Origin of the sequence: Roseateles sp. NT4 (assembly GCF_051857475.1) — a bacterium.
Taxonomy (GTDB): Bacteria; Pseudomonadota; Gammaproteobacteria; order Burkholderiales; family Burkholderiaceae_C; genus Pelomonas.
In genome coordinates this window covers 675,397-699,970 of sequence record NZ_JBPZGZ010000001.1, presented here as the reverse complement: position 1 = coordinate 699,970, position 24,574 = coordinate 675,397, and the positions used below count along the sequence as shown (strand labels likewise).

Sequence of the window (24,574 nt, the reverse complement as noted above, 5' to 3'; positions counted from 1 at the left end):
TGCGGGTGCACGGCGAGGTGGGCCCTCGCCAGCACGCCCTCATGGCATGCGCTCTCCTTACGCCGGTACTAGCCGGTTCAAGTTCACGGGTTTGGCCTTGCGGCCATCTCAGCGTCTGCCTGCTGTTCAGCAAGCGGAGCACCCCGGAGCGGGCGCGACTGTACTTGCGCGCGCCGGAACGTGTCAACGCGACAATGCGGCCGCCATGCCCATCGCCCCGCTGCGCCAGTCCATCCGCTTCTGCACCGCCCCCGACGGCGTGCGGCTGGCCTTTGCCGAGAGCGGCGGTGGCGCGCCCCTCGTCAAGGTCGGCAACTGGCTGACCCATCTCGAGTTCGAGCTGACCAGCCCGGTCTGGGGCCATTTCATCGAGCGTCTGTCGCAGCGCCGTCGCCTGCTGCGCTACGACCAGCGCGGCACCGGCCTGTCGGACTGGGAGGTGCCGGAGATCTCCTTCGATGCCATGGTCAGCGACCTCGAGGCTGTCGTAGATGCGGCCGGCCTGGTGCGCTTTGCGCTGCTGGGCGTGTCGCAGGGTTGTCCGGTCGGCATTGCCTATGCGATCAAGCACCCGGAGCGCGTCAGCCACCTCGTGCTGCATGGGGGCTATGCGCGCGGGCGGCGCCAGCGGGGCCAGGCCGAGTCCAACGAACTGGCCGGCATGATGGTCAAGCTGGCCGAGCTGGGCTGGGGCAAGGACGACCCGTCCTTTCGCCAGTTCTTCACCAGCGCCTTCCTGCCTGACGCCAACACCGAGCAGCAGCGCTGGTTCAACGAACTGGAACGCATGTCGACCTCGCCTCGCAATGCGGCCCGCACGATGGAGACGCTCTACGACATCGATGTTCAGGCCTTGCTGCCTCGCCTGGCCTGCCCGACCCTGGTGCTGCACGCCACCGGCGACCTCAGCGTGCCCTTTGCCGAGGGCCGCGTGCTGGCCGGCGGCATCGCCGAGGCGCGCTTCGTGCCGCTGGACTCCCGCAACCACCTGATGCTGGCCGACGACCCGGCCTGGAAGCGCTGGGAGCAGGAGGTCTGGGACTTCCTCGGTCCGGGCGAAGGCATGCGCTCGGATGCGTCGTTCGGGAACCTCACGCCGCGTGAGCGCGGGCTGCTGGAGCTGATCGCCCAGGGCCGCGACAACGCGCAGATCGCCGCCGTGCTGGGCCTGAGCGACAAGACCGTGCGCAACCACATCACCAGCATCTTCGCCAAGCTGGAGGTGGAGAACCGTGCCCAGGCCATCGTGCTGGCGCGCGAAGCGGGGTTTGGGACCGCGGTCCCAGGCGGCTGAGGCCCTGCAGGGGCTGTCCTGGGACTCAGCTCTCAGGCGCAAAAAGGGGCGGCCCGGAATGATGACGACACGTCAGAACGACGCCGTCCACCGCTTCCGAAAGCCCCCACCATGCAAACCGAAACGACCCGCTACGCCCGCTGCATCGAAGCCTCCAAACGCATCCGCTGGGACATCGACCGCGATGTCATCCGCGGCCGCAGCTTCGACCTGCGCCAGAAGTTCCTGCCCGACCAGCTCTCGCTGATCGACGAACTGCCCTTCCTCAGTCCCGCGGACCAGCGCCTGCTCGGCCAGATCCAGGGCCGCACCTACGCCAACATGTTCGGCCTCGTCGAACGCTTCATCGGCGCCAAGATGCTGGAGATCAGCCGCGACCACTGGCTGGGCGACCAGACCGCGCTGGAAGCCCTGGTGCGCTTCACCGACGAGGAGATGAAGCACCAGGAGCTGTTCCGCCGCATCGAGGCCCTGGCCGCCGACCGCATGGCACCAGGCTACCGTTTCGAGGCCACGCCCAATGGCGTCGCGGAGTTCGTGCTCGGCAAGAGCAGCTGGGCGGTTCTGGCCCTGACCTGCCATATCGAGCTGTTCACGCAGACCCACTACCGCGCCAGCATCGGCGAGGCCGGCGAGGACGTCTCCGACCTCTACCGCGACGTTTTCCTCTTCCACTGGAAGGAGGAGTCCCAGCACGCCATCCTCGACGAGCTGGAATGGCTGCGCGAAGACGCCAAGCTGGTGCCGCTGGAACGTGACGCCGCCGTCGAAGACCTGATCGCCCTGGTGCAGGGCGTGGACGGCATCCTGCAGGGCCAGGCCGCGGCGGACGCGGCCTACTTTCTGAAGACCGCCGGCATCATCAACCCCGAGCACATCGAGCAGATCGGTGACACGGTGCTGAAGGCCTATCGCTGGCAGTACATCGTCTCCGGCCTGCTCGAGCCACGCCTGCAGTCCCTGCTGAACATCGTGCTGAGTGCGCCGCAACTGGCCCGCATCCAGCAAGCCGTCTCGCCGCTGCTGTACGCCATGCCGGCCAGCGGGCCGCTGGCCAAGGCCGCTTGAAGGAGAGCAGCATGAGCACACTGGCCTTGCCGACCTCGCCATCCTGGCGCCTGCAACTGCGGCGCCTGCTCGACGCCTGCCGGAGCCATCTGCAGAGCCAGCGCGAGCGCGCCGAGTTCATGCAGCTCGACGCCACCGCGCTGCGTGACCTGGGCCTGCATCGCTCCGAGTACGACTCTTACCGCTGCGAGGCCGAAGGCGACGTCCGTCGCACGCGGCGACGCCTGGGGCACTGGCGATGAGGGCTGCGGATCTTGAATCGCTGCAGGTCGTGCGCGACTTCCTGGCCACCCTGCAGGAGGGCAGCCGCGACGCCATGCGCTTCCTGACCGACGACGTCGAGCAGGTCGAACTGCCCAATCGGCTGAATCCGCACGGCGCCACCAGCGACAAGGCCGAGCTGCAGCGCCGCACCGGCCTGGCCCGGCAGATCATCCGCCGCCAGCGCTACGACATCGTCTCGGAGCTGGCCCAGGGAGATCGTGTCGTCATCGAGGCGCGCTGGTCGGCCGAACTGGCCGTGCCCATGGGCTCGCTGGACGCCGGCGCGACGATGAAGGCCCGGTTCGCCATGTTCTTCGAGCTGCGCGACGGTCTGATCTGTCGCGTGCGCAACTACGACTGCTTCGACCCCTGGTAGCGGGCGACCAGCCCCAGGGCCACCAGCAGCAGGACGGCCGACAGGCCAAAGCTCAGCTGCGTGCCCCTGGCCACGGCCGCCGCGGTCGCCGTCATGAGGCTGGCCGTACCGGTAGCGGCGGCAAAGACCGCGGCCATCAGGGATGCGCCCGTCACCAGGCCCAGGTTGCGCGACAGGTTCAACAACCCCGACACGACGCCACGCCGCGCCGCCTCGACATTCGCCATGACGGCCGTGTTGTTGGCGGCCTGGAACAGCGCATAGCCCGGCGTGATGAGCAGCAGCGGGCCGACATAGGCCGCCGCTCCCCCGCCCGCCGGCAGCAGGCTCAGCAGCAGGCCGCCGGCAAGCATGCCGGCCAGGCCGAACAGTGACGCGCGCCGGGCGCCGAAACGATCGACCAGGCGGCCCGCCGGGACGCCGCTGAAGGCCGACACCACCGGCCCGACCGACATCAACAGCCCCACGGACGCGGTGCTCAGCCCCAGGGCCCGCGACAGATGGAAGGGCCCGACGACGAGGGTCGTCATCATGACCGCCGCCACCACGACATTGGCCGCCAGGGCTGCCGCCAGTGGTGGTTCGCGCAGCGCATCCAGGCGGACCAGGGGCGAGACCGCCCGGGTCTCGACGTGCAGAAAGGCCAGCAAGGCCACCACGGCCGCCACCAGCAGCCAGAGACTGAGGGTCATCGCCAGGGCATAGGCGGCCAGGGCCACCGCCAGCAGCGCCGTGCCCGGCAGGTCGAATCCCGAGGCCTGCGCGCTCCTGCGATCGGCCGGCAGCCAGCGCCAAACCAGCAGCAAGGCGAGCAGGCCCAGGGGCAGATTGAAGGCAAAGATGGCGCGCCAGCCCAGGCCCGCAATCAGCAACCCACCCAGGGACGGCCCCAGGGCCGTGCCGACGGCCGACATCGTGCCCAGCAAGCCCATGGCGCTGCCGGTGCGGGCCTTGGGCACGGCCTCGCCGACAAAGGCCAGGGTCAAGGCCATCATGGCGGCAGCGCCCACACCCTGGACGGCGCGCGCCGCTATCAGCCACGCCAGTCCGGGCGCCATCGCGCACACCGTTGAAGCCGTGGTGAACAGCGCGATGCCGGCCAGCAGCAGGCGCTTGCGGCCGACCAGGTCGCCCAGCCGCCCGGCTCCGACGATCAGGGCCGTCGTCGCCAGCAGATAGGCCAGCACGACCCATTGCACCGCCGCAAAGGGGGCCCCAAACGCCGCGGCCAGCGTCGGCAGCGCGACATTGGCGCTGCTGACAGCCAGGGAAGGCAGCAAGGTGCACAGGGCCAGGGCGGCGAGCACGCCGGTGACGGGTGCGGTGGCGGGTGGCGTGAGGGTTGCGGTCGTCATGCAGCAACCTTAGGCATTGGCCGGACATGGCGGAAGACGCATCATCTGCACTTCATCCCTGCATAAGGCGCCATGTCAGAACCCGACTTGAACCTGCTGCTGACCCTGGACGCCCTGCTGACCGAGGGCAGCGTGGCTGGCGCCGCGCGGCGGCTGAGGCTGAGCCCGTCAGCCATGAGCCGGTCGCTGGCCCGGCTGCGTGAGACCACAGGCGACCCGCTGCTGGTGCGAGCGGGGCGCGGACTGGTGCCCTCCCCTCGCGCGCTGGAACTGCGCGAGCGCATCGGGCCGCTTGTCCAGCAAGCTCAGGCCGCGCTGCGGCCGGCGGCGGCCTTGAAGCTGGACAGGCTCGAACGCGAGTTCACCCTGCGTACGCGCGAAGGCTTTGTCGAGAACTTCGGCGCGGCGCTGCTGGAACGCATCAGCTCGGAAGCACCCGGCGTTCGGCTGCGATTCGTGCCCAAGCCGGACAAGGACAGCACGCCGCTGCGTGACGGCAGTGTGGATCTGGAGACGGGCGTCATCGGCTCGACCACCGGACCGGAACTGCGCGCCCTGCCCTTGTTTCGCGATCGCTTCGTGGCGGTCGTGCGCGAGGGGCATGCGCTGTCGCGCGGCAGGTTGACGGCGCAACGCTATGCCGCGGGCCGCCATGTCGTCGTCTCTCGGCGAGGGACTTCGTCGGGACCGGTGGACCAGGCCCTGGCAGCGCTGGGGCTGGCGCGCGACATCGTCGTCACGGTGGCAGGCTTTTCCGAGGCGCTGGCACTGGCGCGCGGCAGCGACCTGGTGGCCACCGTGCCCGAGCGCCACACGGGCCATCTTCGTGACGGTTTGCTGAGCTTGAAACTGCCGCTGGCGCTGGACGCCTTTCCGGTCTCGCTGCTGTGGCATCCACGCATGGACGGCGATGCGGCGCACCGGTGGCTGCGCGGTTGCGTGCGGGACGTGTTCGCTCTTTCAGCATGAAGCCGGCGCTGCGTGCATCTTCACGTCGATGCGCGATGCAGATCCTGTTGAAGCGTTGGCATAGTCGCGATCAAAACGAATTCGAGTAGCCCAATGAGCAACAACACACCCTGGAACGACGACTCGCGGGAAGAACTCCGAACCCGCCTCAAAAACCTGGTTTTGGGTGAAGTCCGCCTGGCCCAATCGGACCCAGACGACATCTTGCAGACCTGCCGCGAGGTCTATATCGAAGACGAATGCCCCGCGGAAGAGCAGGACGCATTCACGCGGTTTGCGGCGGAAGAGATGGACAAGGCAATGGCGAGCCATGCCCTGGAAAAGAAGAGTTGGCCCGCCGAAACGGACTGCGACCGACTGGACCGCGTGGAAGCCGATCTGCGGGATCGAGGCATTCTGTTGTGGCAGGTGTCACCCTGCTGTGACACCTGCACCCGCAGCGAGTTGCCGGAACGCATCGACGAGATCGATCAGCAGCACGCCGGCTTTCGCCAGCGTGTTCGCGGCTACGCCTTCTTCATCGACCAGAACATGGCCGATGCCTTGGCCGAGGGAAGTCATCTGTCGGTCTATCTGGGCTATGGATGCTTCATGCCCGACGACGCCGAGGCGGCGCACGACGTGTATGAAACCCATGCCCTCGGCATCGCCCGGGAGGTCTGCGATCGCCTCGTGGAGCATGGGTTTGAGCCGGGTTGGGATGGCAGCTTGTCGAAGAAGATTGGCTTGCACCTCAACTGGCAGCGTCGCCAGGCTTGACGTTCAAGCGCCAACAAACGCGAAATCCACCTCCGGCTTCAGCCCGGCCACGATGCGCGCCACCGACTTGCCCGAACCGCAGGCATGCGTCCAACCCAGCGTGCCGTGGCCCGTGTTCAGGAAGAGGTTGTGCAATCGCGTGCGGCCGATGAGGGGAACGTTGGAGGGCGTGGCGGGCCGCAGGCCGGTCCAGAAGCTGGCGCTCTCGATGTCCCCCGCACCGGGAAAGAGCTGCTCGACGCGGCGCAGGATGGCGTCGCAGCGGGTGCGGTTCAGGTCCCGGTCATAGCCGTTGAGTTCGGCGGTGCCGGCAATGCGCAGCCGGTCACCCAGGCGCGAGAACACGAGCTTGTATTCGTCATCGGTCAGCGAGACCTGGTGGGCGAAGGCCTCGTCCTTGATGGGCAGGGTCACCGAGTAGCCCTTGGCGGGGTAGATGGGCAGACGCATGCGCAGTGGCGCGACGAGAGCGGTGCTGAAGCTGCCCAGGGCCAGCACATAGGCGTCGGCGCGCAGGAGTTGGAACTGGCCATCGGCGTTCGTCACCTCCACATGGTCCATCTTGCCGCCCACCTCGCGCAAAGCGGTGACGGCGTGGCTGAACAGGAAGCGCACGCCGTCTTGTGCGCATCGCGCGGCCAGCTCACGCGTGAAGGCATTGGCGTCGCCCGACTCATCCTCCGCCGTGTAGGTGGCGCCGGCGAGTTGTGGCCGGATGTGGCGCAGGGCCGGCTCGATGCGCACGGCCTCGTCGGCATTGATGATGCGGCGGTCGCAGCCCAGCTCGCGCATCTGCGCGGTCGGTCCGGCGGCGCCTTCGAATTCACGCAGGCTGGTATAGAAGTGCAGGATGCCCTCGCTGCGCTGCTGGTAGTTCAAACCGCAGGCCTCTCTCAGGGCCTGCAGCACCTGGCGGCTGTAGGTGCCCAGTTTGACGATCTGCTCGATGTTGCGGCGGGTCCGCCAGGGCGAGCATTCGCGCAGAAATTGCAGCGCCCAACGCCACTGCTGGGCATCGGCGCGCAGCCGGAACAGCAAAGGCGCGTCTTCTCTCGCCAGCCAGCTCAGCACCTTCAGCGGCGCGCTGGGATTGGCCCAGGGCTCGGCATGGCTGACCGAGATCTGGCCGCCGTTGGCGAAGCTGGTTTCGGCACCGGGTGCGGCCTGGCGGTCGACGACGGTGACGTCGAAACCCTGCTGGCGCAGGAAATAGGCGGAGGTGACGCCGAGCAGGCCGGCGCCGAGGACGATGACTTTCATTGCAGGAACTCCAGGAGATGCCGCAGCGCAGCGTGGTTGACGCTGCGGTTGCCGCTCCCTCTGTCCCTGTTACCTGAGAGATTGAGCCCGCGGCGTTTTGCCGCGGGCCTTGCTCCTTCGGTGCGCCCCTTGTGAGGGCGTCTCTCCAGACGGCGATTGAGTCGTTGCAGTACGGGGGCCTGAGCGGTTATGGGAGGCTGCGCCTTCGGCGGCCGGCACCTCGCGGCCCGGCACTCTCCTGCAACGATGAAAACGAAAAGCTGAATCAGCGCACGCGAAGCGTGTGCGTCCACTGGTGGTCGTTGGCCGAGACCATCCAGTTGTAGAGATCCTCCGAGTTGCCCTCGCCGGGCCACGGGTTCATGTAGGTGACGTAGCTGTAGCCGTTCCAGACCTCGTAGCCGGTGCCGACCATGATGTGGCCGCCGCCACTGGTCCAGCCGAAGCGGATGACGAAGGGCTTGTTGGCATTGATGTCGCTGACGATGGAGTTCCACGACGAGGCGTAGGTGTAGGCATAGGTCGGTACACCCCAGTTGGACAGGATGTTCTGCACGCTGCCGTTCGTGCCGTAGAGGCTGTTGGGCTGGTTGGCGTAGCTGTTCCAGTTGAAGCTGCCGTTGCCGCAGGCGTAGTTGATGCCGAAGGCCCAGTTGACGATGGCGCATTGCGAAGGCGCGGCCTTGAAGAAGCCGATGACGGCCTTGCTGGAGCCCGACCAGCACCACTGGCTGTGCTCCTGGATGTTGGTGGGCACATTGAGTTGGCGGTACTGGGCATGCGCCAACGGCAGCGCGAGAGCGATGGCGAGGCCGGCAAGGGCCCGCTTCAGATGCAGGGACATGGCAGCTCCTGTTGCTTTGAAGTGGTTGGCGGGCATGGCTCAGTTCTGGCCATTGAGGTTGCGCTTGACGGCATTGCGTAGCGGCTCCAGCAGCTCGTAGGTGTCCAGCAGCTTGGAAGTCGTGGCTGGCGCCTCGGTCGACAACGCTGCACGGGCCGAAGCCAGTGGCGCGTAGCGGGCTTGCAGGTCGGTGGGCGAGACCACCTCGAGCAGATCGGTCTGGGCCTGGTGCACGCGGATGAAGCGCAGGTGGTCGGCGCCGACGTCGGCATGCTCGGCCATCAGCTCCGACAGCTCCTGTGCGAGTCCGGCGCCGCCGAAGGAGACGGCCTGCCAGCGGCCGTCCATGCGCTGCACGGTGACCAGCCCCACGGGCCTGGTGCCCACCTTGACGAAGAAGCGCCAGATGCCGCTGGCCTGCACCATGTGGCGCAACTCGCTGCGGCCGGCCGCGATGTCCTGAGGCGCGATGGTGTGCACCTCGAAGCCGCCGGCGATGCGTGTGTTGGCGAGGTCGCCAGCCCGTGGCAGGTCGAAGGCTGTGGCGCCGGCGCCGCCTTGCTGCTGCTTGCGCTGCACATAGTCGGCCAGGCCCTGCTCGGCCGCGGCCTGGGCGCCGGCACGGTCGCCGAGGTCCGGCGCCTTGAAGCGCGCCACGGCAGCCGCGCCGACGTTCTGCGCCTGCACGGCCGGCGCCGTCATGAGCGCCAGCGCCGACAGCGCCAGGCCAATACCTCTGCGCAGGCGCAGGGTCGAATCACGATCAGTTCGCATATCAAAGGTCTCCGTTTCGTGGGTTCGAGGAAGAGCCGGGCCTCTCGCGGCGCCACGGTTCTTCGTGGCGGCAGAGATCTCGGCGCCGACGCCGCAACGTCGACGGCTTGTGTCGACTTGCACGGCTTCGGTGAGGGGCGTGTGGCGGCACGGCGCGAAAGCGCCTGGACCGTCACGACGGCAACGGGGGGTGCGAGGGTGGGTTCAGTGAGTCAGCGACTCCAGCGGTGAATGAACGACCACGAAACCCCCGAGGCCATGCCTCACGGATGTTTCGCGCCGCTCCCGCTGTCCTTGGTACCTGAGAGATTCGTGCCTCGGCGCGATGAACGCCCGGGGCATTTGCTCCTTCGGTGGGGGCGTGCGCGGTGTTGATCCGCGCCGTCCCGCTCTCCAGTGTCGGCTCCTGTGACAAACCAGTTCGGGGCCTGAGCGTGCATGGGAGGTTGCGCCTTCGGCGGCGATCAGGGGTTCATTGTGTGAACCTGGCTGAACGCACTCTCCTGGGATGTCGAAGCGGATGCTAGGAGGCTGCGATGCAGCGCCGCATCCTGATCTACGCGGACAGGGCTTTGCCGAAGCTCAAAGCAGCCACTCCAAAAGAAAAAGGGCCGGTCATTCGCGTGGCTGGCGGAACAAGAAAAAAGGGCCGGCCACTTGCGTGGCCGGCCCGGGGCGCTGGAGCGCGCTCGAGGGAGAACTTATTCCTTGTCGGCCGGCATCGCGCCGGGCATGCCGTGCAGCGGCAGCGAGCTGGCGCCGCCCTGCTCTGCCGTGCGCGCTGCCGACTTCACAGCCGGCTTCTTCTCGCGGGTCAGATAGCTGTACAGCACCGGCACCACGACCAGGGTCAGCAGTGTCGAGGTGATGACGCCGCCGATGATGGCGCGGCCCATGGGCGCCTGGATCTCGCCGCCGTCGTTCAGCGCGATGGCCATGGGCAGCATGCCGAAGATCATCGCGGCCGTCGTCATGATGATGGGGCGCATGCGGATCAGGCCGGCCTGCAGCAGCGCATCGGCGATCGTCGCCCCGGCCTTGCGGGCGTGGTTGGCGAAGTCCACCAGCAGGATGGCGTTCTTCGTCACCAGGCCCATCAGCATGACCAGGCCGATCATGGAGAAGACGTTCAGCGTCGAGCGCCACAGCAGCAGGGCCAGCATCACGCCGATCAGCGCCAGGGGCAGCGAAGCCATGATGGCGATGGGCTGCAGGAAGCTGCCGAACTGGCTGGCCAGCACGATGTAGATGAAGATGCCGGCCAGGGCCATGGCGGCCAGCAGACCGTTGAAGGCCTCGGCCTGCTGCTTGCCGGCGCCGTCCACCTTGAAGCTGATGCCCGGGGGCAGCTGGGTGCTCTTGATCAGCTTCTGCACGTCGGCGTTCACGTCGCCGCCAGGGCGGCCTTGAACACCGGCGAACACGGCCTCGCGGCGCTGCAGGTTCTCGCGGCGGATGACCTCGGGATTGAACACCGGCTCGATGGTGGCGACCTGGTCCAGGGTGATGGGCGCGCCGTCCTTGGAGAAGGCCACCGGCAGCTTGCTCATCTGCTCGATGCGCTCGCGCTGGTCGCGCGGCAGGCGCAGCAGCACCTCGACCTGGTTGCCGTCGGGCGTCGTCCAGTAGGTCGCGATGTCGCCGTTGACATAGGCGCGCAGGCTGGAGGCGATCTGCGGCGCGGTCAGGCCGAGCTCGCGGATGGCCGAGTCCTTCAGGCGCACGGCGAAGGCCGGCAGGCCGGGCTTGACCGTGGTGTCCACGTCGACGGCGCCGGGGATCTTCTTCAGGTTCTCGGCGAAGTCCTTGGCCACCTGGGTCAGCACCTCGGGGTCGGTGCCGAGGATGGTCACCCAGATCGGGCGGTTGAAGCCCACGCTGACCTCGATGCCGGGGATCTTGGCGATGTCGGCACGAATGGCGTCCTCGATCTCCTTCTGCGTGCGCTTGCGCTCGCTGCGGTCGGTCAGGGAGATGTTCAGCGCGGCCTGGTTGCGGCCCGTCGCCAGACCTTCACCGGTGCTGCCGACCACCGTCGAGACCGTCTTGATCTCGGGGTAGTTCTTGAGGATCTCCTCGATCTGCGCGACCTTGGCGCTGCCGCGTTCGACGCTGGAGGCCACCGGCATGCGCAGGTTGACCTGCGTGAAGCCGTTGTCGGTCTCGGGCACGAACTCGCTGCCGACCATGGGGGCCAGCATCAGGGCGGCGACGAAGCTCGCCACGGCGCCCCACATGACCAGGCCGCGCGGCGTCAGCGTCGCGAAGCGGAACACGCGCTTGGCGGTCTTGTCGCGCTTGCCATCGGCATCGAAGGGATGGCCGTAGGCGGGAATCGGCGGCACGAAGACGCGGTAGCGGCGGCCGGAGAAGGCCCACTTGATCAGGCGCTCATAGCCGTTGTGCAGGCGGTCCATGCTCCAGTCGGTGGCGCGGATGGCATGGCCGATGACGGGCCAGTGCTTGATGCGCGCATTCGGTGGGTCATGCCAGACCGAGGACAGCATCGGGTCGAGCGTGAAGCTGACGAAGAGGCTGACCATCACGGCCACCGCGACGGTGATGCCGAAGGGATAGAAGAACTTGCCGATGATGCCGCCCATGAAGGCGACGGGCACGAACACCGCGCAGATGGCGAAGGTGGTGGCCATCACCGCCAGGCCGATCTCGTTGGTGCCGTCGCCGGCCGCGGTGTGATGGTCCTTGCCCATGGCCACGTGGCGCACGATGTTCTCGCGCACGACGATGGCATCGTCGATCAGCAGGCCGATGCACAGCGAGAGCGCCATCATCGTCATGAAGTTCAGCGTGAAGCCGAAGGCATGCACGGCGATGAAGCTGGAGATGACCGCGATGGGCAGGGTCAGGCCCGTGATGATGGTGGAGCGCCAGCTGTGCAGGAACAGGAAGACGATGGCCACCGTCAGCAGCGCGCCTTCGACCAGCGTGTGCTTCAAGCCGGTCAACGAGCCCTTGACGAAGTCGGAGTTGGCATAGATCAGGCGCAGCTCGACATCCTTGGGCAGCACCTTGCGCAGCTCTTCCATCGCGTCCTTGATGGCATCGCCGGTGGCGACGATGTTGGCGTCCTGCTGCTTGAAGACGTTGAAGCTGACGGCCGGCTGGCCGTTGATGCGGGCGATGCTGTCGACCTCGCGCTCGCGCTCGACGAGGGTGCCCAGGTCGTTCAGCGTCAGCGCCAGGTTGCCGCGGCGGGCGACCACCATCTGGCCGAACTGCTTGGGGTCCTTGACGCGGCCTTCGACCCGCAGGATGGCGTCCGACGTCTGGTCGGACAGCAGGCCCACCGGCTGGTCGCTGTTGGCATCGTTCAAGGCCTTGGAGATTTCGGCAGGCGTCACACCATAGGCGCGCAGGCGCATGGGATCGAGGTCGATGCGCACCTCGCGGGTCACCATGCCGCCCACGTCCACCTTGGCCACGCCTTCGACACGGCCCAGGCGCTTGGAGACGATGAGGTCGGCCATCATGGACAGCTCGCGCGCGCCACGCGTCTGGCTCAGCAGCGCCATGACGACGACCGGCTGGGCGTTGTCGGCCTGGAAGCGCGACACCGTCGGCGGCTTGACGTCCTTGGGGAAGGCGGACTGGGCCGCAGCGACACGGTCGCGCAGGTCCTGCATGGCGCGGCTCATGTCGGTGTTCAGCGTGAACTCGACGCTGGCCTGCACGCGGCCTTCGAAGCTGCGCGACTGGATGCGGTCGACGCCGGCGATGCTGTTCAGCGCCTCTTCAAGCGGCTTGGCGACTTCACGCTCCACGGCCTCGGGCGAGGCGCCGGGGTAGCGGATGTCGATCCAGGCGCCGGGCAGGGAGATGTCGGGCATCTGCTCGACGCCCAGCTTGGAATAGGAGAACAGGCCCAGCACGCACAGGGCCACCATCACCATGGTCGCAAAGACCGGGTTCTGGATGGAAACGCGGGTCATCCACATGGTGTGGCCCTCACTGTTGGACGGTGGCTGCGGAGGCGGCCGAGCTGGCCACCTTGGCCTTGGCGGCCACGATGGTGGCCTTGTCGCCTTCACGCAGGTTGTCGAAGCGCGCCGCCAGCACCTGGGCCTCGGGCTTGAGGCCGTTCAGCACCTCGACGCGGCCGTCACGGGCGTCGCTGCGGCCCGTGGTCACGATGCGGCGCACCAGGGCGCCGTTCTCGATCATCCAGACCTGCTCCTGGCCGGAATTGCGGCTGATGGCCGCGATGGGCACGGTCAGGCGCTGGGTGTCGTCCTGCAGCACCACCTTGGCGACGGCGTACTGGCCGGCGCGGTAGAGCTCCTTGGGGTTGCTCAGCACCAGGGTCACGCCGATGGAGCGCGTGCCCGGCTCGGCACTGGGGGCGATGCGGTCGATCTTGGCTTCGACGGGCTCGTCCACGCCTTCGACCTTGACCTGCACCGTCATGCCTGGCTTCAGGCGGCTGACCTCATGCGTGCCCACCAGGCCGGCCAGTTCCAGCTTGGACAGGTCGACGATGGTCAGGATCTGCTGCTCGGCGGCCACCTTCTCGCCAGGCACCACATGGCGCTTGGAGACGACGCCGTTGATGGGCGCCACCAGGGCAGCCTGGCGCATCGTCACCTGGCTGGTGTCCAGCTGGGCCTTGGCGGCGTTCCAGTTGGCGCGGGCCGACTCGTAGGCGGCGCGGGAGTTGTCCAGCGCCGTCTGGGCGATGAAATTCTTGGACGCCAGGCCTTCGTTGGCCTTGTAACTGCGCTCGGCCTGCTCCATCTGGGCCCGCATGGCTTCGACGCTGGCACCGCGCTCGGCGATGCGATAGCGCAGCTCTTCCAGATCGACCTGGCCGAGAGCCTGGCCCGCCTTGACCCGGCTGCCTTCGCCGACGGCGAGGTTGAGCAAGGTGCCGTTGGACTTGGCGCGCACCATGGCCGTGCCCGGCGCCACCAGCGGGCCGCTGAATTCGATCTGGGCCGGCATGGCGGCCAGCGTCGGCTTGACGACTTCGCTGGCAACGAACTCCAGGGCCGGCTTGGCCTTGTCGTCACCCGGCTTCTTGGGGCCGTCGCCCTTGCTGGCCATGACGGCCACGCCGGCACCGCCTACCAGCAGCACGACCGCCGCAATGGCACCCAACTTGAAAGACTTACGCATGGCTCCCCCAGTACGCTCTCTGATACAGACCTTTGCAGTCTAGAAATGTGAGCGGCCCGGCGCAGCGCCCTTGTGACGAAACGCGGTTTGCGGGGGCTGAGCTGCACCGGTTGGAGATCAGGCCGGCGCCGGGGCGGACGAGTTGCAGGCGGGAGGGGGCGAACCGCGGGAATCAAGTCGACCGCAGGGGGCGTTTCGCCACCCGCCCCCATGACGAAGGACATGGTCCAGGGCCTACAGGCGGCCTTCCTTCCACATGACGATCAGCTCGATGGGCCAGAACTCGAAGGGCAGCATCAGCACCGCCGGCGTGGACGGATGCGTCAGCACCGGGAACAGGCCGCAGGACAGCACGCCGTTCGGGATGTGCTTGCGAAACAGCATGAAGATGCCGGAGCAGACGTCCTGGCTGCAGAACACCCGGGGCAGGCGGAACTGCAGGGTGCGGTCCGCCTCTTCGGTGACCAGCTTGGCGAGCCTGGCCAGCTCGGGATCGTCCGGCTGGGTGCCCTTGAGCCCGAAGAAGGCCCGGCCGACTAGACGCAGCTCCATCGGATGAGCGTCGAAATGCTCGTCGGGTGAATAGACCAGCAGTCCCGGACAGTTGGCGTTGCCGGGTTCGAACATCAGGTTGTTGGCCTGCACCAGGGCGCCCCAGACGACGCGACCCTCGGTCAGCAGCAGCTTCTGGCGGGCGAAGACCTCTTTGAGGCTGTCGTCCGGCCGCATCCAGTCGGGCGGGGTCGCCAGCACCGAGGCCAGGGTCAGGTCGCTCATGCGCTGCTGGCGCTGCTCGAAACTGGCCCGCAGCTTCTCCATGATCTGCGCCATTTCCAGCTGGGCGGGCTGCGGCGGCAGATGATGCCGGCTGGAGGGCGGGGTCTCGGCGTCCTCCAGGAATTGGTTCCAGGACAGGCCGCCGGGCCAGCGCACGGCCTGGGTGCCTTTATCGATGGCGGCGCTGAGGTTCAGGATCGCGTCGCGATCCGTGCTCGCGGTCAGCAGCGTGGGTGTGAGGATAGTGAACTCACGGCCATCCGCGGCCTGCCGGTAGGGAAAAGCGATCTTCAGCTTCAGCGGCGCCGGCTCGTAGGTCTGCAGCACCACCATGATGGCATCACGCCGCTGGCCCTGGAATTCGCCATGGCCGTCATAGGACAGCACCTGCCAGGCGGCACCTTCCGGGTTGTCTTCGAGCTTCCTGGCGCCCATGGCCAGGTACTCGTCGATGCCCTCACCCATGCCCAAAGTCACCCAGATGTCCGGGCGGGTGGAACTCATCATCGACGGCACGACGACGCCATCGTCATAGGCCATGGTCATCTGCCAGGCCGCCATGCGGCCCACGGCGTAAAGGCCGGCCTTCCACAGCGCCGGCCCGTTCTGCGTCAGCACCTCGCAGAAGCGCGCGACCAGGGCGCTGGCTGTCGATTGGGTGCGGGTTTCCAGCGCGCAGGCCTCGATCCAGCCAAGCAGCATCAACACCTGGGCCTGCTCGGGCACCACGGCGACCAGGCGCATATGGGGCGCGTCGGGCAGCGCCGGCCCCGGCGGCAGCACCGCAGTGGCGGACTCGCGGTCATGCCAGTTCAGGGTGGCGCCGGTGCGGCGATGGATGAACTCGCCCAGGTAATAGGCAATCAGCGCGCAGAAGTTGCGGCCCTGCTCGGTGTTGCGCAGGGTGTCGGCCGATGGCTTGGCGCGGCCGCGCACGGACGCCAGCAGGTGGTCGATGCGGTCGAGGCTGGCGTCGGAAAAATCCAGCCGGCTCTGCTGCAGAGCCTTGGCATACAGCCAGCCGGCCTCGACCGTCTCACCCTTGACGTAGGCGGCGATGAACTCCAGCGCCCGCTGGTCGCGCTTGTTCAAGGGCGCTGCGCGGCGATGGGGGCCATGGGCAGCGTCACGTCGCCGCACTGCGCCCGGTGCCGCAGCGCATGGTCCATCAGCACCAGGGCCAGCATGGCCTCGGCGATGGGCGTGGCGCGGATGCCGACGCAGGGGTCGTGGCGGCCGAAGGTTTCCACCACCGAGGGGTTGCCGGCGCGGTCGATGCTGGCCTTGGGGCTGCGGATGGAGCTGGTGGGCTTGATGGCGATGCTGGCGACGATGTCCTGGCCGGTGGAAATGCCGCCCAGCATGCCGCCGGAGTTGTTGGTGGCGAAACCCAGCGGCGTCAGCTCGTCGCCGTGTTCGGTGCCCTTCTGGGCCACGACGCCGAAGCCGGCGCCGATCTCGACGCCCTTGACGGCGTTGATGCCCATCATGGCGTAGGCGATGTCGGCGTCCAGCTTGTCGAACAGCGGCTCGCCCAGGCCGACCGGCACGCCGGTGGCTTCGACGCGGATGCGCGCGCCGACCGAGTCACCGGCCTTGCGCAGGGCATCCATATAGGCCTCCAGCTCGGCGATCTTGCTGGCGTTGGCAGCAAAGAAGGGGTTCTGGCCGACATGCTCCCAAGCTTCGAAGGGAATCTCGATCTCGCCGAGCTGGGTCATGCAGCCGCGGAACTCGGTGCCGAACTTCTCACGCAGCCATTTGCGGGCCACCGCGCCGGCGCCGACCATGGGCGCCGTGAGGCGCGCCGACGAACGGCCACCGCCGCGTGGGTCGCGCACGCCATATTTGCGCCAGTAGGTGTAGTCGGCGTGGCCGGGGCGGAAGGTGTCGAGGATGTTGCCGTAGTCCTTGCTGCGCTGGTCGGTGTTCTCGATCAGCAGGCAGATGGGCGTTCCGGTGGTGACGCCCTCATAGACGCCGGACAGGATCTTGACCGCGTCGGGCTCGTTGCGCTGGGTCACGTGGCGGCTGGTGCCGGGGCGGCGGCGGTCCAGCTCGGGCTGGATGTCGGCCTCGCTGAGCTGCATGCCCGGCGGGCAGCCGTCGATGACGCAGCCGATGGCCGGGCCATGGCTTTCGCCGAAGTTGGTGACGCGGAAGAGTTCGCCGAAGGTGCTGCCTGACATATGCAGCGAATTTTAGGCGGCCCGGAAAAGCAAAAGCGGCCCATCAAGGCCGCCTTGTCGGGATGCGAACTTCTTTCAGAGCTTGGGCGCGGCTTCTTCGCTGCCTTCCTCGACCGGCCAGTCGCGGATATAGGCCTTGAGCATGCGGTTCTCGAAGTCCTGGCTGTCGACCACGGCCTTGGCGACGTCGTACAGCGAGATCACGCCCATCAGCGTCTTGCCGTTCATGACCGGCATGTAGCGCGCGTGGCGGCCCAGCATCATGCGGCGCACCTCGTCGATCTCGGTCTCGGGTGTGCAGGTCAGCGGCGCGTCGTCCATGACCGTGCGCACGATGGTCGTGCCGACCGCGCCGTTGTTCTTGACGACCGCCGAGATGACCTCGCGAAAGGTCAGCATGCCGACCAGGTCGCCATGCTCCATGACGACCAGGGAGCCGATGTCGCGCTCGGCCATGACGGCGAGGGAATCCTTCAGCGGCTCGTCCGGCGTGACGGTGAACAGGGTGCCGCCTTTGACACGCAGGATATCGACGACTTTCATAGGGGCCTCCATGGAAAAACTGCCAGTCAACATAGCACACAATCCCCGCGCATCCACACCATAGAAAACACCATGCCAGGCTTCGACACCCTAGCTTTGCATGCCGGCGCCACGCCCGATCCGGGCACCGGCGCGCGGGCGACGCCGCTGCACTTGAGCGCCTCCTTTGTCTTCGAGAACAGCGAGCACGCCGCGTCGCTGTTCAACATGGAGCGCTCGGGCCACGTCTACAGCCGGCTGTCCAACCCGACCACGGCCGTCTTCGAGGAGCGCATGGCGGCCCTGGATGGCGGCATCGGCGCCATCGCCACGGCCAGCGGCCAGGCCGCCCTGCATTTGGCTATCTGCACGCTGATGGGGGCAGGCGGCCACATCGTCGCCAGCACTGCGCTGTATGGCGGCAGCCACAACCTGTTGCACTACACGCTGAAGCGTTTCGGCATCGAGACGAGCTTCGTCAATCCGCGCGACCTCGACGCCTGGCGCGCGGCCATCCGGCCCGAGACGCGGCTGCTGTTCGGCGAGTCCCTCGGCAACCCGGGGCTGGACGTGTTGGACATCCCGGCCGTGTCGGCGATTGCCCACGAGGCCGGCCTGCCGCTGCTGGTGGATGCCACTTTCGCCACGCCCTATCTGCAGCGCCCCGCCGAACTGGGCGCCGACCTGGTCTATCACTCGGCCACCAAATTCCTCTGCGGCCACGGCACGGTCATCGGTGGCGTGCTGGTGGACGCGGGCAGCTTTGACTGGCAGGCCGCACACGACCGTCATGGCAGGTTCGACACCTTGTGCGAGCCGTACGAAGGCTTCCACGGCATGGTCTTCAGCGAGGAGAGCACTGTCGGCGCCTTCCTGCTGCGCGCCCGCCGCGAAGGCCTGCGCGACTTCGGCGCCTGCATGAGCCCGCACACGGCCTGGCTGATGCTGCAAGGCCTGGAGACCCTGCCACTGCGCATGGCTCGCCATGTGGCCAATGCGCAGGTGGTGGCCGAGTTCCTGCAAACCCACGACCTCGTGTCGAAGGTGGCCTACCCAGGCCTCGCCTCCCATCCCGACCATGCCCTGGCGCAAAAGCTGATGCCCCGCGGCGCCGGCGCGGTGTTCTCCTTCGACCTGAAAGGCAGTCGCGAACAGGGCCGCGCCTTCATCGAGTCGCTGAAGCTGTTCAGCCATCTCGCCAATGTCGGCGACGCCAAGTCCCTGGTCATCCACCCGGCCAGCACCACCCATTTCCGCATGGACGATGCGGCACTGCAGCAAGCCGGCATCGGCCCCGGCACCATCCGCCTGTCCATCGGCCTGGAAGATCCGGCCGATCTCATCGACGATCTGAAGCGGGCGCTGAAAACAGCGAGCAAGGCATGAAGTTCGTCGTTGATGGCCAAGAGGCCTATGCCTACACCGGCGGCAAGACCTTCGACCCCGCCCTGCCCTGCGTCGTCTTCATCCACGGCGCGCTGAACGACCACAGCGTCTGGACGCTGCTGGCACGCTGGTGTGCCCACCACGGCTACAGCGTGCTGGCACCCGACCTGCCGGGCCATGGCCGCAGCGGTGGCGCGCCCTTGAAAAGCGTCGAGGACATCGCCGCCTGGCTGCACCAGCTGCTGGATGCCACCGGCGTGGACAAGGCCGCCCTGGTCGGTCACAGCATGGGCTCGCTGATTGCGCTGGAAGCCGCCGCGCGGGCCTCTACCCTCGTCATGGTCGGCACGGCCTATCCGATGAAGGTCTCCGAAGCCCTGCTGACGACGGCGCGCGACAAGCCCGAGGCCGCCATGGCCATGGTCACGGCCTTCTCGCATTCCCTGTCCAGCGCCAAGCCCGGCTACCCGGGCCCGGGCGCCTGGCTGCGCGGTGGCTCGATGGCGTTGATGCGACGGCTGCAATCGCGCCAGACCGCGGTCAATCTGTTCGAGAACGACTTCCAGGTCTGCGACCGCTACGCCGGCGGCGAGGCTGCGGCAGCGCGCGTCGCCTGCCCGGTGCATTTCATCCTCGGCGCCCTGGACCAGATGACCTCGCCCAGGCAGAACGCCGTGCTCGGCGGCCTGCTGAAGCCGCGAGTTCACACCGTGCCGGCCGGCCATGCGCTGATGGCCGAGGCGCCCGACGCCCTGCTGGCCGCCCTGCGGGCCGCCCTTCAGCCCAGTTCGTAGGCGCTGTCGTCGACCCGGCGTGCGGCGCGCTCGTAGTCGCGTGCAAAACCGGGCCAGATCGCGACGATGCGGCCGCCCTCGGTGCGGTACCAGGAGTTGCAGTGGCTCCACACCGACGTGGCCAGGCGTTGCTGCACCGCGGCATCCTGGGCCTGTGCGGCTGCCGCCTTCACGGTGATCCATTGCCGGCCTTCGCCGCGCACGCGCTGCATGCAGGCAACGGCATGGGCCACCTGGGGCTCCAGCGACAGCAGGGCCGAGGTGTGGCCGGTCAGCGTGTTCGGCCCCAGCATCAGGAAGAAGTTCGGGAACTCCGGCACGCTGATGCCGAGATAGGCGCGCGGTCCCGCGGCCCAGGCATCGGCCAGCAACCGGCCGCCTTGGCCCGCCACGCTCAGTCCCTTCAGCGGCTGGGTGGTGTCATAACCGGTGGCGCAGACCAGCGTGTCCAGTTCATGTTCGCGGCCATCGGCCGTGACCACGCCCGACGCCGTCATTTGGGTGATGCCCGTAGTCACCAGCTCCGACGTGGGGCGGCACAGGGCCGGGTAATAGTCGCTGGAGTAGATGATGCGCTTGCAACCCAGCGGATAGCGCGGCGCCAAGGCCTCGCGCAGCGCCGGGTCGGCCACCTGGCGGCGCAGATGCCAGCGGGCGGCCCCCACCACCGCACGACGCGCCAGCGTGCCTTCTTCGAAGCCGTTGCGGCCCTGGTCCAGCGCCCAGCACCAAGCCTTGTAGGTCAGGCGTCCATAGCCAGGCAACCCCATCAGCAGCCGGTCCAGCCGCCCATATCGGCGGTCCACACGCGGCAGCACCCAGTTCGGCGTGCGCTGGAAGACCTTGAGGCTGATCGCAGTCTTGGCCAGCGCCGGCACCAGCTGGGCCCCCGTCGACCCGGTGCCGATGACGCCGACGCGCTGGCCGGTCAGGTCCACACCCTGGGGCCAGCGCGCGCTGTGCAGCAACTGCCCGCGGAAATCGGCCAGGCCGGGGATGTCGGGCCAACGCGCGATATTGAGCTGACCCGTGCTGCAGACGAAAAAGCGCGCGCTGAGGGTCTCGCCGCTGTCCAGGCTCAGCTGCCAGCGGCCGCTGCCTTCGTCGAAGCGGGCCTCGGTGATGGCCGTGCCCAGGCACATGCGGGCCGGCAGGCCATGCTGCTCGGCCAGGCGCTGCTGGTAGCGCTGGATCTCGGGTGCGTCGGCAAAGCGGTGGGTCCAGTCGGCGTTGGGCGCGAAGCTGAAGCTGTAGGCGGGCGCCGGGACGTCGACCTGGGCGCCGGGATAGCGGTTGTCCCACCAGGTGCCGCCGATGCCGGAGGACTTCTCGACGATGAGGAAGTCCTGGATGCCGGCGCGCTGCAGCTGGATGGCCATGCACAGGCCGGACATGCCGGCGCCGAGGATGATGACCTCGTATTCCTTGTTGGGGATTGCGCTCATCGGCTCATGTTGCCAGGGCAAGCCCGCTTGCCGCTCGGGCACAACCCGCGCTTGAATCACGTCATGAGCACCGAACGCTTCACCCGCTTCGCCGACTTCTACCCCTTCTACCTCAGCGAGCACAGCAACATCGTCTGTCGCCGCCTGCATTTCGTCGGCTCGACGCTGGTGCTGGTCTGCCTGTTCAAGCTGGCGACGACGGGCGCCCTGATGTGGCTGCTGTACGGTCTGCTGTGCGGTTATGGCTTTGCCTGGGTGGGGCACTTCTTCTTCGAGAAGAACCGGCCGGCAACCTTCAAATATCCGCTCTACAGCTTTGCCGGCGACTGGGTCATGTACGCCGACATCCTGCGCGGTCGCGTCAAGCTCTAGTTGCGCCAGGCGACGCCGATGCCGGCCGAAGTGCCGGTGCGCTTCTCGACCAGGGGGCTGTCCGCCACCGGCCCCAGCAGGCGGCTCGCGCCGGCGTTGCCGTAGGCGATCCAGTGCTTGGTGATGGGCCGGATGAAGCCCACGCCCATGTGCACGTCGCGCAGGCCCGAACCCGGCTCATAGGCCGGCTTGCCACTCGCCGCCACCGCCGATTCGGGCACGCCGAAATAACTGCGCAAGTTCTGGCCATTGGCGGCCGAGATGCCGGCGCCGGCCGTCCACTCCAGCGTCTGGCTGCGATAGAAGCGCCAGCCCAGGTCGGCGCCCAGCGTCATGCCGCCTTTGCGGCCCAGCAAATCCTGGGACAGGTTCGCGCTGACGTTGAAGTCCTTGGTGATGCTGTAGTTGGTATAGAAGCGCGCCCGCAGCGTGCGCCGAACATCGGGCAGGCCCCGCGTGGTGCTGGCATCGTCGCTGCTGCGGCCGCTGTCCATGCGCAGCGACACGCCGACGCGCAGCCTGTCGGTGTCGACGAACTGCGTGCTCGCGCCGCCTGCGGCGTCCTCCTGGCCAAAGCCCAGCAGGCTGCCGGCGCCCGAGGTGCTGAAGCGCACCCGGCCGAGCTTGAAGGCCCACAGCGGCTTGAGCTTGGTCTCGCGCTTGCTGGCGCCGTCGTATTCGGGTTGCGACACCACGGCCGCGCCCAGCAGATAGCGGGCCGAAGGGCTTTCCACCTCGGGCTGCTGGGCCTGGGCATTCGCGACGCAGCCCAGGGCCAATGTGGTCATCAGCATGGATCTCATACGCCCAGACTATCAGCCAGGGCAAGACCTGCCCTGTCAGCCAACCTTCATTTCGGGTGTCGGAGCACCCCTAGGCGTCGGCCGCGTCCGCAACTTCGTCCCGCGGGACGCGAGACAGCGATTGCGCATAGGCATAGACCATGGCCCCCCGCGAGCGCACGCCGAGCTTGCAGTAGATGGTCTTCAGATAGGACCGCACGGTGAACTCGCTGATGTGCAGCTTTGCGCTCACCTGCTTGGTCAGCAGGCCCGAGCAGATCAGCTGCACGATCTGCAGTTCGCGGTTGGTCAGCAGGGTGTGAAGCTCCTGCACCGGCGTGCCGGATTCAGATGACTCGCTGACCGGGACCACGGCGTAGCGATGTCCTGCCCACTCGAAATGCGCGATCTCGCCCGGCAGATAGCGCTGGCACAGCCGCGAACTGCCGGGCCGCGCGCTGTGGTCGGGCAGGCGGTCGTCGACGCAGACGATGCGCAGGCTGCGGCCGCCCAGTTCCACGCAGGGTGGCGGCGCCCCGGCGTCGGCGCAGGCCGCGTCGTCGTCGGGGCCGTCGCGACGGATGTTCATGCCCCGCCTCGGGGCGTTGGAGATCGCCGGGTTTGCATGCTGCTGGCCATAACGCGCTCCCGCTTTGACGTGGTCCCTCTCTGGATCGTCCAAGGCGCCGGATATTTGCTCAGTCCGCCCTTCTTGGCACCTGGGAAGCTGGGGGGCTGACGACGTGAATAAGTGCTGGATGTCGATGCACGGCGGTGGCGCCCCCGGCGCTGCGCATCATGCGTCCGGGCGCGCACCAGCAAAGTCCCCCTGATCGATGCCCTCAAACGGGGGCCCTCCGATGGGTTGGTGCGTCAGGACTGGTGCGTCGACACGAGCCCCGATGCGGTCGGCACAAAACACGTTTTGTCGACGCGCCTGGCCCTGCCTAGAGTGACTTCACGGTAGCGATGCCGCCCCGGCTTGGAGACCACGACATGGATCAGAACCCTTTTGACAGCGAACTGATGGACGAGGCCGATGCCCTCGATGGTGCCGACGCGAGCGACGGCGCGGACGAGGGTTTCGACGAAGCCGACGGCAGCGACGGCATGGACCTGATGGAAAGCTTCGACAACGACGCTGGCGACCTCGGCGACGAGGGCGACGGCTTCGAAGGCGAGGCGCTGGACGGTGCCGACTTCGCCGACGACCAGGGCGACGGCGGTGACGCCATGGCCCTGTGGGATGCCTTCGAGGACGAAGTCGCCGACGGCCTGGATGCCGCCGACGAGGACGAATTCCTCGGCCGCATTCTCGGCGGCCTGGGCCGCGCCGGCGGCATGCTGCGGCGAGGCGTGGGCGGCGCCGCCGGCATCGCCGGCCGCGTGCGTGGCGTGGCCCGCCAGGCCCAGCGCGTGGCCGGCGGCGTGGGCCGGGTGGCCCGCCAGGTATCGCCGGCGGCGATGGCCGCCTCGCGCCTGGCCCAGATGCTGGGGGCCCCCGGCATCGCCGGCGGCCTGCGCAGCGTGGCCGGTGGCGCCCAGCGCGTGCAGGGCTGGGCCGGCACGGCCGGGCGCCTGGCCGGTGGCGTCGCCAACACGGCCGGCAGCGCCCAGGGCGTGCTGGGCCAGCTCAGCCAGCTGATCGGCGGCGGCGGGGACGAGATGGACGATTTCGACGCGCTGGCCGATGCCTTCGAGGACGGCGTGGACGAGGCTCTGCCGGCCGTCGTGGCCCTGGCCGCCCGCGCTGCGGCCCGCACCCTGGGCATGCGCAATATGGGCCAACTGGCCCAGGCGGGCCGGCGCGCCATCGTGCGCGGCACGGCCTCGGCCGCCCGCGAACTGGTGCGCCAGCGCGGCCGCGGTGCGGTGCGCGCCCTGCCCCGCCTTGCGCAGTCCGCCGCCCGCGTGGCCGCCCGCACGGCCCCCACACCCCAGCGCGCCGCCCAGCAGGTGCGACGCGGCCTGCCCACCACGGCGCGCCGCGTGGCCCAGCAACCGCAAACCCTGCGCCGACTGGCCCAGCCCAGCGCCGCCAGCCCCCGCCCCAGCGCGGGCCCGGGTTCTGCGCCGCTGGCGCGTGACACCCGAGTCGGTCGCGGCCAGCGCACGCGTCGCATCAGCGGCACCCGCACTTTCCACATCGACGGCCCCGTCGCGCTGACGGTCACGCCGCGCTAACCCACCATTCGATAGCACTTCACGCAA

Annotated in this window: 22 protein-coding genes and 4 riboswitches; of the genes, 10 read left to right on the top strand and 12 right to left on the bottom strand. The window is 68.1% G+C overall.

What is annotated here, in order from left to right:
- Positions 1 to 37: 37 nt before the first annotated feature.
- A riboswitch (TPP riboswitch) is annotated at positions 38 to 156 on the bottom strand.
- Positions 157 to 205: 49 nt separating this feature from the next.
- The 4 genes from ACS5PN_RS03225 to ACS5PN_RS03210 all read left to right on the top strand — a co-directional run bounded on the left by ACS5PN_RS03225 (position 206) and on the right by ACS5PN_RS03210 (position 3,002).
- On the top strand, positions 206 to 1,294 hold the full coding sequence (locus ACS5PN_RS03225; protein ID WP_439462496.1) for an alpha/beta fold hydrolase: 1,089 nt from the start codon (positions 206 to 208) through the stop codon (positions 1,292 to 1,294).
- Positions 1,295 to 1,405: 111 nt separating this feature from the next.
- A complete protein-coding gene (locus tag ACS5PN_RS03220) occupies positions 1,406 to 2,362 on the top strand; it encodes a hypothetical protein (protein WP_439462495.1) in 957 nt (318 codons plus the stop codon).
- 11 nt (positions 2,363 to 2,373) lie between these two features.
- Positions 2,374 to 2,604 (top strand): DUF1127 domain-containing protein, encoded by a 231-nt coding sequence (locus ACS5PN_RS03215; protein WP_439462494.1) that lies wholly within the window; start codon positions 2,374 to 2,376, stop codon positions 2,602 to 2,604.
- Positions 2,601 to 3,002, top strand: coding sequence for a nuclear transport factor 2 family protein (locus ACS5PN_RS03210; protein WP_439462493.1), 402 nt, complete (start codon positions 2,601 to 2,603; stop codon positions 3,000 to 3,002). The genes ACS5PN_RS03215 and ACS5PN_RS03210 overlap by 4 nt, the downstream gene beginning before the upstream one ends.
- On the opposite strand, the gene ACS5PN_RS03205 is transcribed toward ACS5PN_RS03210, so the two are convergent.
- Entirely contained in the window at positions 2,978 to 4,357 is a 1,380-nt protein-coding gene (locus ACS5PN_RS03205; RefSeq protein WP_439462492.1) for an MFS transporter, read from the bottom strand. The two genes, ACS5PN_RS03210 and ACS5PN_RS03205, sit on opposite strands and share 25 nt — an antisense overlap.
- A gap of 72 nt (positions 4,358 to 4,429) precedes the next feature.
- Here ACS5PN_RS03205 and ACS5PN_RS03200 point away from each other — a divergent pair, with 72 nt between their 5' ends.
- Both ACS5PN_RS03200 and ACS5PN_RS03195 read left to right on the top strand, forming a co-directional pair.
- The gene (locus tag ACS5PN_RS03200) at positions 4,430 to 5,326 is read left to right on the top strand and encodes a LysR family transcriptional regulator (protein ID WP_439462491.1); all 897 of its coding nucleotides are present in this window, start codon (positions 4,430 to 4,432) and stop codon (positions 5,324 to 5,326) included.
- 93 nt (positions 5,327 to 5,419) lie between these two features.
- On the top strand, positions 5,420 to 6,085 hold the full coding sequence (locus ACS5PN_RS03195; protein WP_439462490.1) for a DUF6891 domain-containing protein: 666 nt from the start codon (positions 5,420 to 5,422) through the stop codon (positions 6,083 to 6,085).
- Positions 6,086 to 6,088: 3 nt separating this feature from the next.
- On the opposite strand, the gene ACS5PN_RS03190 is transcribed toward ACS5PN_RS03195, so the two are convergent.
- The 8 genes from ACS5PN_RS03190 to ACS5PN_RS03155 all read right to left on the bottom strand — a co-directional run bounded on the left by ACS5PN_RS03190 (position 6,089) and on the right by ACS5PN_RS03155 (position 17,605).
- A complete protein-coding gene (locus tag ACS5PN_RS03190) occupies positions 6,089 to 7,345 on the bottom strand; it encodes a D-amino acid dehydrogenase (RefSeq protein ID WP_439462489.1) in 1,257 nt (418 codons plus the stop codon).
- Positions 7,346 to 7,395: 50 nt separating this feature from the next.
- Positions 7,396 to 7,504: riboswitch (glycine riboswitch) on the bottom strand.
- 106 nt (positions 7,505 to 7,610) lie between these two features.
- The gene (locus ACS5PN_RS03185; protein WP_439462488.1) at positions 7,611 to 8,189 is read right to left on the bottom strand and encodes a C39 family peptidase; all 579 of its coding nucleotides are present in this window, start codon (positions 8,187 to 8,189) and stop codon (positions 7,611 to 7,613) included.
- Between the two features lie 39 nt (positions 8,190 to 8,228).
- Positions 8,229 to 8,963, bottom strand: a complete 735-nt coding sequence (locus ACS5PN_RS03180) for a hypothetical protein (protein WP_439462487.1) — start codon at positions 8,961 to 8,963, stop codon at positions 8,229 to 8,231.
- A 288-nt stretch (positions 8,964 to 9,251) separates the two neighbouring features.
- Positions 9,252 to 9,360: riboswitch (glycine riboswitch) on the bottom strand.
- 10 nt (positions 9,361 to 9,370) lie between these two features.
- A riboswitch (glycine riboswitch) is annotated at positions 9,371 to 9,479 on the bottom strand.
- Between the two features lie 185 nt (positions 9,480 to 9,664).
- Entirely contained in the window at positions 9,665 to 12,919 is a 3,255-nt protein-coding gene (locus tag ACS5PN_RS03175; RefSeq protein ID WP_439462486.1) for an efflux RND transporter permease subunit, read from the bottom strand.
- 10 nt (positions 12,920 to 12,929) lie between these two features.
- The gene (locus ACS5PN_RS03170; protein ID WP_439462485.1) at positions 12,930 to 14,096 is read right to left on the bottom strand and encodes an efflux RND transporter periplasmic adaptor subunit; all 1,167 of its coding nucleotides are present in this window, start codon (positions 14,094 to 14,096) and stop codon (positions 12,930 to 12,932) included.
- Between the two features lie 234 nt (positions 14,097 to 14,330).
- Positions 14,331 to 15,965 carry a hypothetical protein gene (locus ACS5PN_RS03165; RefSeq protein ID WP_439462484.1) on the bottom strand — a complete coding sequence of 545 codons (1,635 nt, stop codon included), beginning with the start codon at positions 15,963 to 15,965 and terminating at the stop codon, positions 14,331 to 14,333.
- The gene (aroC, locus tag ACS5PN_RS03160; protein ID WP_439462483.1) at positions 15,962 to 17,062 is read right to left on the bottom strand and encodes a chorismate synthase; all 1,101 of its coding nucleotides are present in this window, start codon (positions 17,060 to 17,062) and stop codon (positions 15,962 to 15,964) included. Before aroC ends, ACS5PN_RS03165 begins: the two co-directional genes overlap by 4 nt.
- A gap of 75 nt (positions 17,063 to 17,137) precedes the next feature.
- Positions 17,138 to 17,605 carry a CBS domain-containing protein gene (locus ACS5PN_RS03155; protein WP_439462482.1) on the bottom strand — a complete coding sequence of 156 codons (468 nt, stop codon included), beginning with the start codon at positions 17,603 to 17,605 and terminating at the stop codon, positions 17,138 to 17,140.
- 72 nt (positions 17,606 to 17,677) lie between these two features.
- Between ACS5PN_RS03155 and ACS5PN_RS03150 the strand changes: the two genes are divergently transcribed.
- Both ACS5PN_RS03150 and ACS5PN_RS03145 read left to right on the top strand, forming a co-directional pair.
- Positions 17,678 to 18,970: an O-acetylhomoserine aminocarboxypropyltransferase gene (locus ACS5PN_RS03150; protein ID WP_439462481.1), complete on the top strand. Its 1,293-nt coding sequence runs from the start codon at positions 17,678 to 17,680 to the stop codon at positions 18,968 to 18,970.
- Positions 18,967 to 19,764: an alpha/beta fold hydrolase gene (locus ACS5PN_RS03145; protein WP_439462480.1), complete on the top strand. Its 798-nt coding sequence runs from the start codon at positions 18,967 to 18,969 to the stop codon at positions 19,762 to 19,764. The genes ACS5PN_RS03150 and ACS5PN_RS03145 overlap by 4 nt, the downstream gene beginning before the upstream one ends.
- Here ACS5PN_RS03145 and ACS5PN_RS03140 read toward each other — a convergent pair.
- Positions 19,749 to 21,209 (bottom strand): flavin-containing monooxygenase, encoded by a 1,461-nt coding sequence (locus ACS5PN_RS03140; RefSeq protein WP_439462479.1) that lies wholly within the window; start codon positions 21,207 to 21,209, stop codon positions 19,749 to 19,751. The genes ACS5PN_RS03145 and ACS5PN_RS03140 overlap by 16 nt on opposite strands.
- Positions 21,210 to 21,272: 63 nt before the next feature.
- On the opposite strand from ACS5PN_RS03140, the gene ACS5PN_RS03135 reads away from it, so the two are divergent.
- Complete coding sequence (locus ACS5PN_RS03135) at positions 21,273 to 21,581, top strand: Mpo1-like protein (RefSeq protein WP_439462478.1); 309 nt, start codon at positions 21,273 to 21,275, stop codon at positions 21,579 to 21,581.
- On the opposite strand, the gene ACS5PN_RS03130 is transcribed toward ACS5PN_RS03135, so the two are convergent.
- Together ACS5PN_RS03130 and ACS5PN_RS03125 are read right to left on the bottom strand one after the other, a co-directional pair.
- Positions 21,578 to 22,375: a MipA/OmpV family protein gene (locus tag ACS5PN_RS03130; protein ID WP_439462477.1), complete on the bottom strand. Its 798-nt coding sequence runs from the start codon at positions 22,373 to 22,375 to the stop codon at positions 21,578 to 21,580. The genes ACS5PN_RS03135 and ACS5PN_RS03130 overlap by 4 nt on opposite strands.
- 79 nt (positions 22,376 to 22,454) lie before the next feature.
- A complete protein-coding gene (locus ACS5PN_RS03125; protein WP_439462476.1) occupies positions 22,455 to 22,952 on the bottom strand; it encodes a response regulator transcription factor in 498 nt (165 codons plus the stop codon).
- Between the two features lie 407 nt (positions 22,953 to 23,359).
- Here ACS5PN_RS03125 and ACS5PN_RS03120 point away from each other — a divergent pair, with 407 nt between their 5' ends.
- Positions 23,360 to 24,547, top strand: coding sequence for a hypothetical protein (locus ACS5PN_RS03120; RefSeq protein WP_439462475.1), 1,188 nt, complete (start codon positions 23,360 to 23,362; stop codon positions 24,545 to 24,547).
- The last annotated feature ends 27 nt before the right edge of the window (positions 24,548 to 24,574 follow it).

What these genes read in the sequence shown, in the direction of transcription:
- ACS5PN_RS03225 (WP_439462496.1), top strand. Translation starts at nt 206, where the DNA reads ATGCCCATCGCCCCGCTGCGCCAGTCCATCCGCTTCTGCACCGCCCCC.
- ACS5PN_RS03220 (WP_439462495.1), top strand. Translation starts at nt 1,406, where the DNA reads ATGCAAACCGAAACGACCCGCTACGCCCGCTGCATCGAAGCCTCCAAA.
- ACS5PN_RS03215 (WP_439462494.1), top strand. Translation starts at nt 2,374, where the DNA reads ATGAGCACACTGGCCTTGCCGACCTCGCCATCCTGGCGCCTGCAACTG.
- ACS5PN_RS03210 (WP_439462493.1), top strand. Translation starts at nt 2,601, where the DNA reads ATGAGGGCTGCGGATCTTGAATCGCTGCAGGTCGTGCGCGACTTCCTG.
- ACS5PN_RS03205 (WP_439462492.1), bottom strand. Translation starts at nt 4,357, where the DNA reads ATGACGACCGCAACCCTCACGCCACCCGCCACCGCACCCGTCACCGGC.
- ACS5PN_RS03200 (WP_439462491.1), top strand. Translation starts at nt 4,430, where the DNA reads ATGTCAGAACCCGACTTGAACCTGCTGCTGACCCTGGACGCCCTGCTG.
- ACS5PN_RS03195 (WP_439462490.1), top strand. Translation starts at nt 5,420, where the DNA reads ATGAGCAACAACACACCCTGGAACGACGACTCGCGGGAAGAACTCCGA.
- ACS5PN_RS03190 (WP_439462489.1), bottom strand. Translation starts at nt 7,345, where the DNA reads ATGAAAGTCATCGTCCTCGGCGCCGGCCTGCTCGGCGTCACCTCCGCC.
- ACS5PN_RS03185 (WP_439462488.1), bottom strand. Translation starts at nt 8,189, where the DNA reads ATGTCCCTGCATCTGAAGCGGGCCCTTGCCGGCCTCGCCATCGCTCTC.
- ACS5PN_RS03180 (WP_439462487.1), bottom strand. Translation starts at nt 8,963, where the DNA reads ATGCGAACTGATCGTGATTCGACCCTGCGCCTGCGCAGAGGTATTGGC.
- ACS5PN_RS03175 (WP_439462486.1), bottom strand. Translation starts at nt 12,919, where the DNA reads ATGTGGATGACCCGCGTTTCCATCCAGAACCCGGTCTTTGCGACCATG.
- ACS5PN_RS03170 (WP_439462485.1), bottom strand. Translation starts at nt 14,096, where the DNA reads ATGCGTAAGTCTTTCAAGTTGGGTGCCATTGCGGCGGTCGTGCTGCTG.
- aroC (WP_439462483.1), bottom strand. Translation starts at nt 17,062, where the DNA reads ATGTCAGGCAGCACCTTCGGCGAACTCTTCCGCGTCACCAACTTCGGC.
- ACS5PN_RS03155 (WP_439462482.1), bottom strand. Translation starts at nt 17,605, where the DNA reads ATGAAAGTCGTCGATATCCTGCGTGTCAAAGGCGGCACCCTGTTCACC.
- ACS5PN_RS03150 (WP_439462481.1), top strand. Translation starts at nt 17,678, where the DNA reads ATGCCAGGCTTCGACACCCTAGCTTTGCATGCCGGCGCCACGCCCGAT.
- ACS5PN_RS03145 (WP_439462480.1), top strand. Translation starts at nt 18,967, where the DNA reads ATGAAGTTCGTCGTTGATGGCCAAGAGGCCTATGCCTACACCGGCGGC.
- ACS5PN_RS03140 (WP_439462479.1), bottom strand. Translation starts at nt 21,209, where the DNA reads ATGAGCGCAATCCCCAACAAGGAATACGAGGTCATCATCCTCGGCGCC.
- ACS5PN_RS03135 (WP_439462478.1), top strand. Translation starts at nt 21,273, where the DNA reads ATGAGCACCGAACGCTTCACCCGCTTCGCCGACTTCTACCCCTTCTAC.
- ACS5PN_RS03130 (WP_439462477.1), bottom strand. Translation starts at nt 22,375, where the DNA reads ATGCTGATGACCACATTGGCCCTGGGCTGCGTCGCGAATGCCCAGGCC.
- ACS5PN_RS03125 (WP_439462476.1), bottom strand. Translation starts at nt 22,952, where the DNA reads ATGAACATCCGTCGCGACGGCCCCGACGACGACGCGGCCTGCGCCGAC.
- ACS5PN_RS03120 (WP_439462475.1), top strand. Translation starts at nt 23,360, where the DNA reads ATGGATCAGAACCCTTTTGACAGCGAACTGATGGACGAGGCCGATGCC.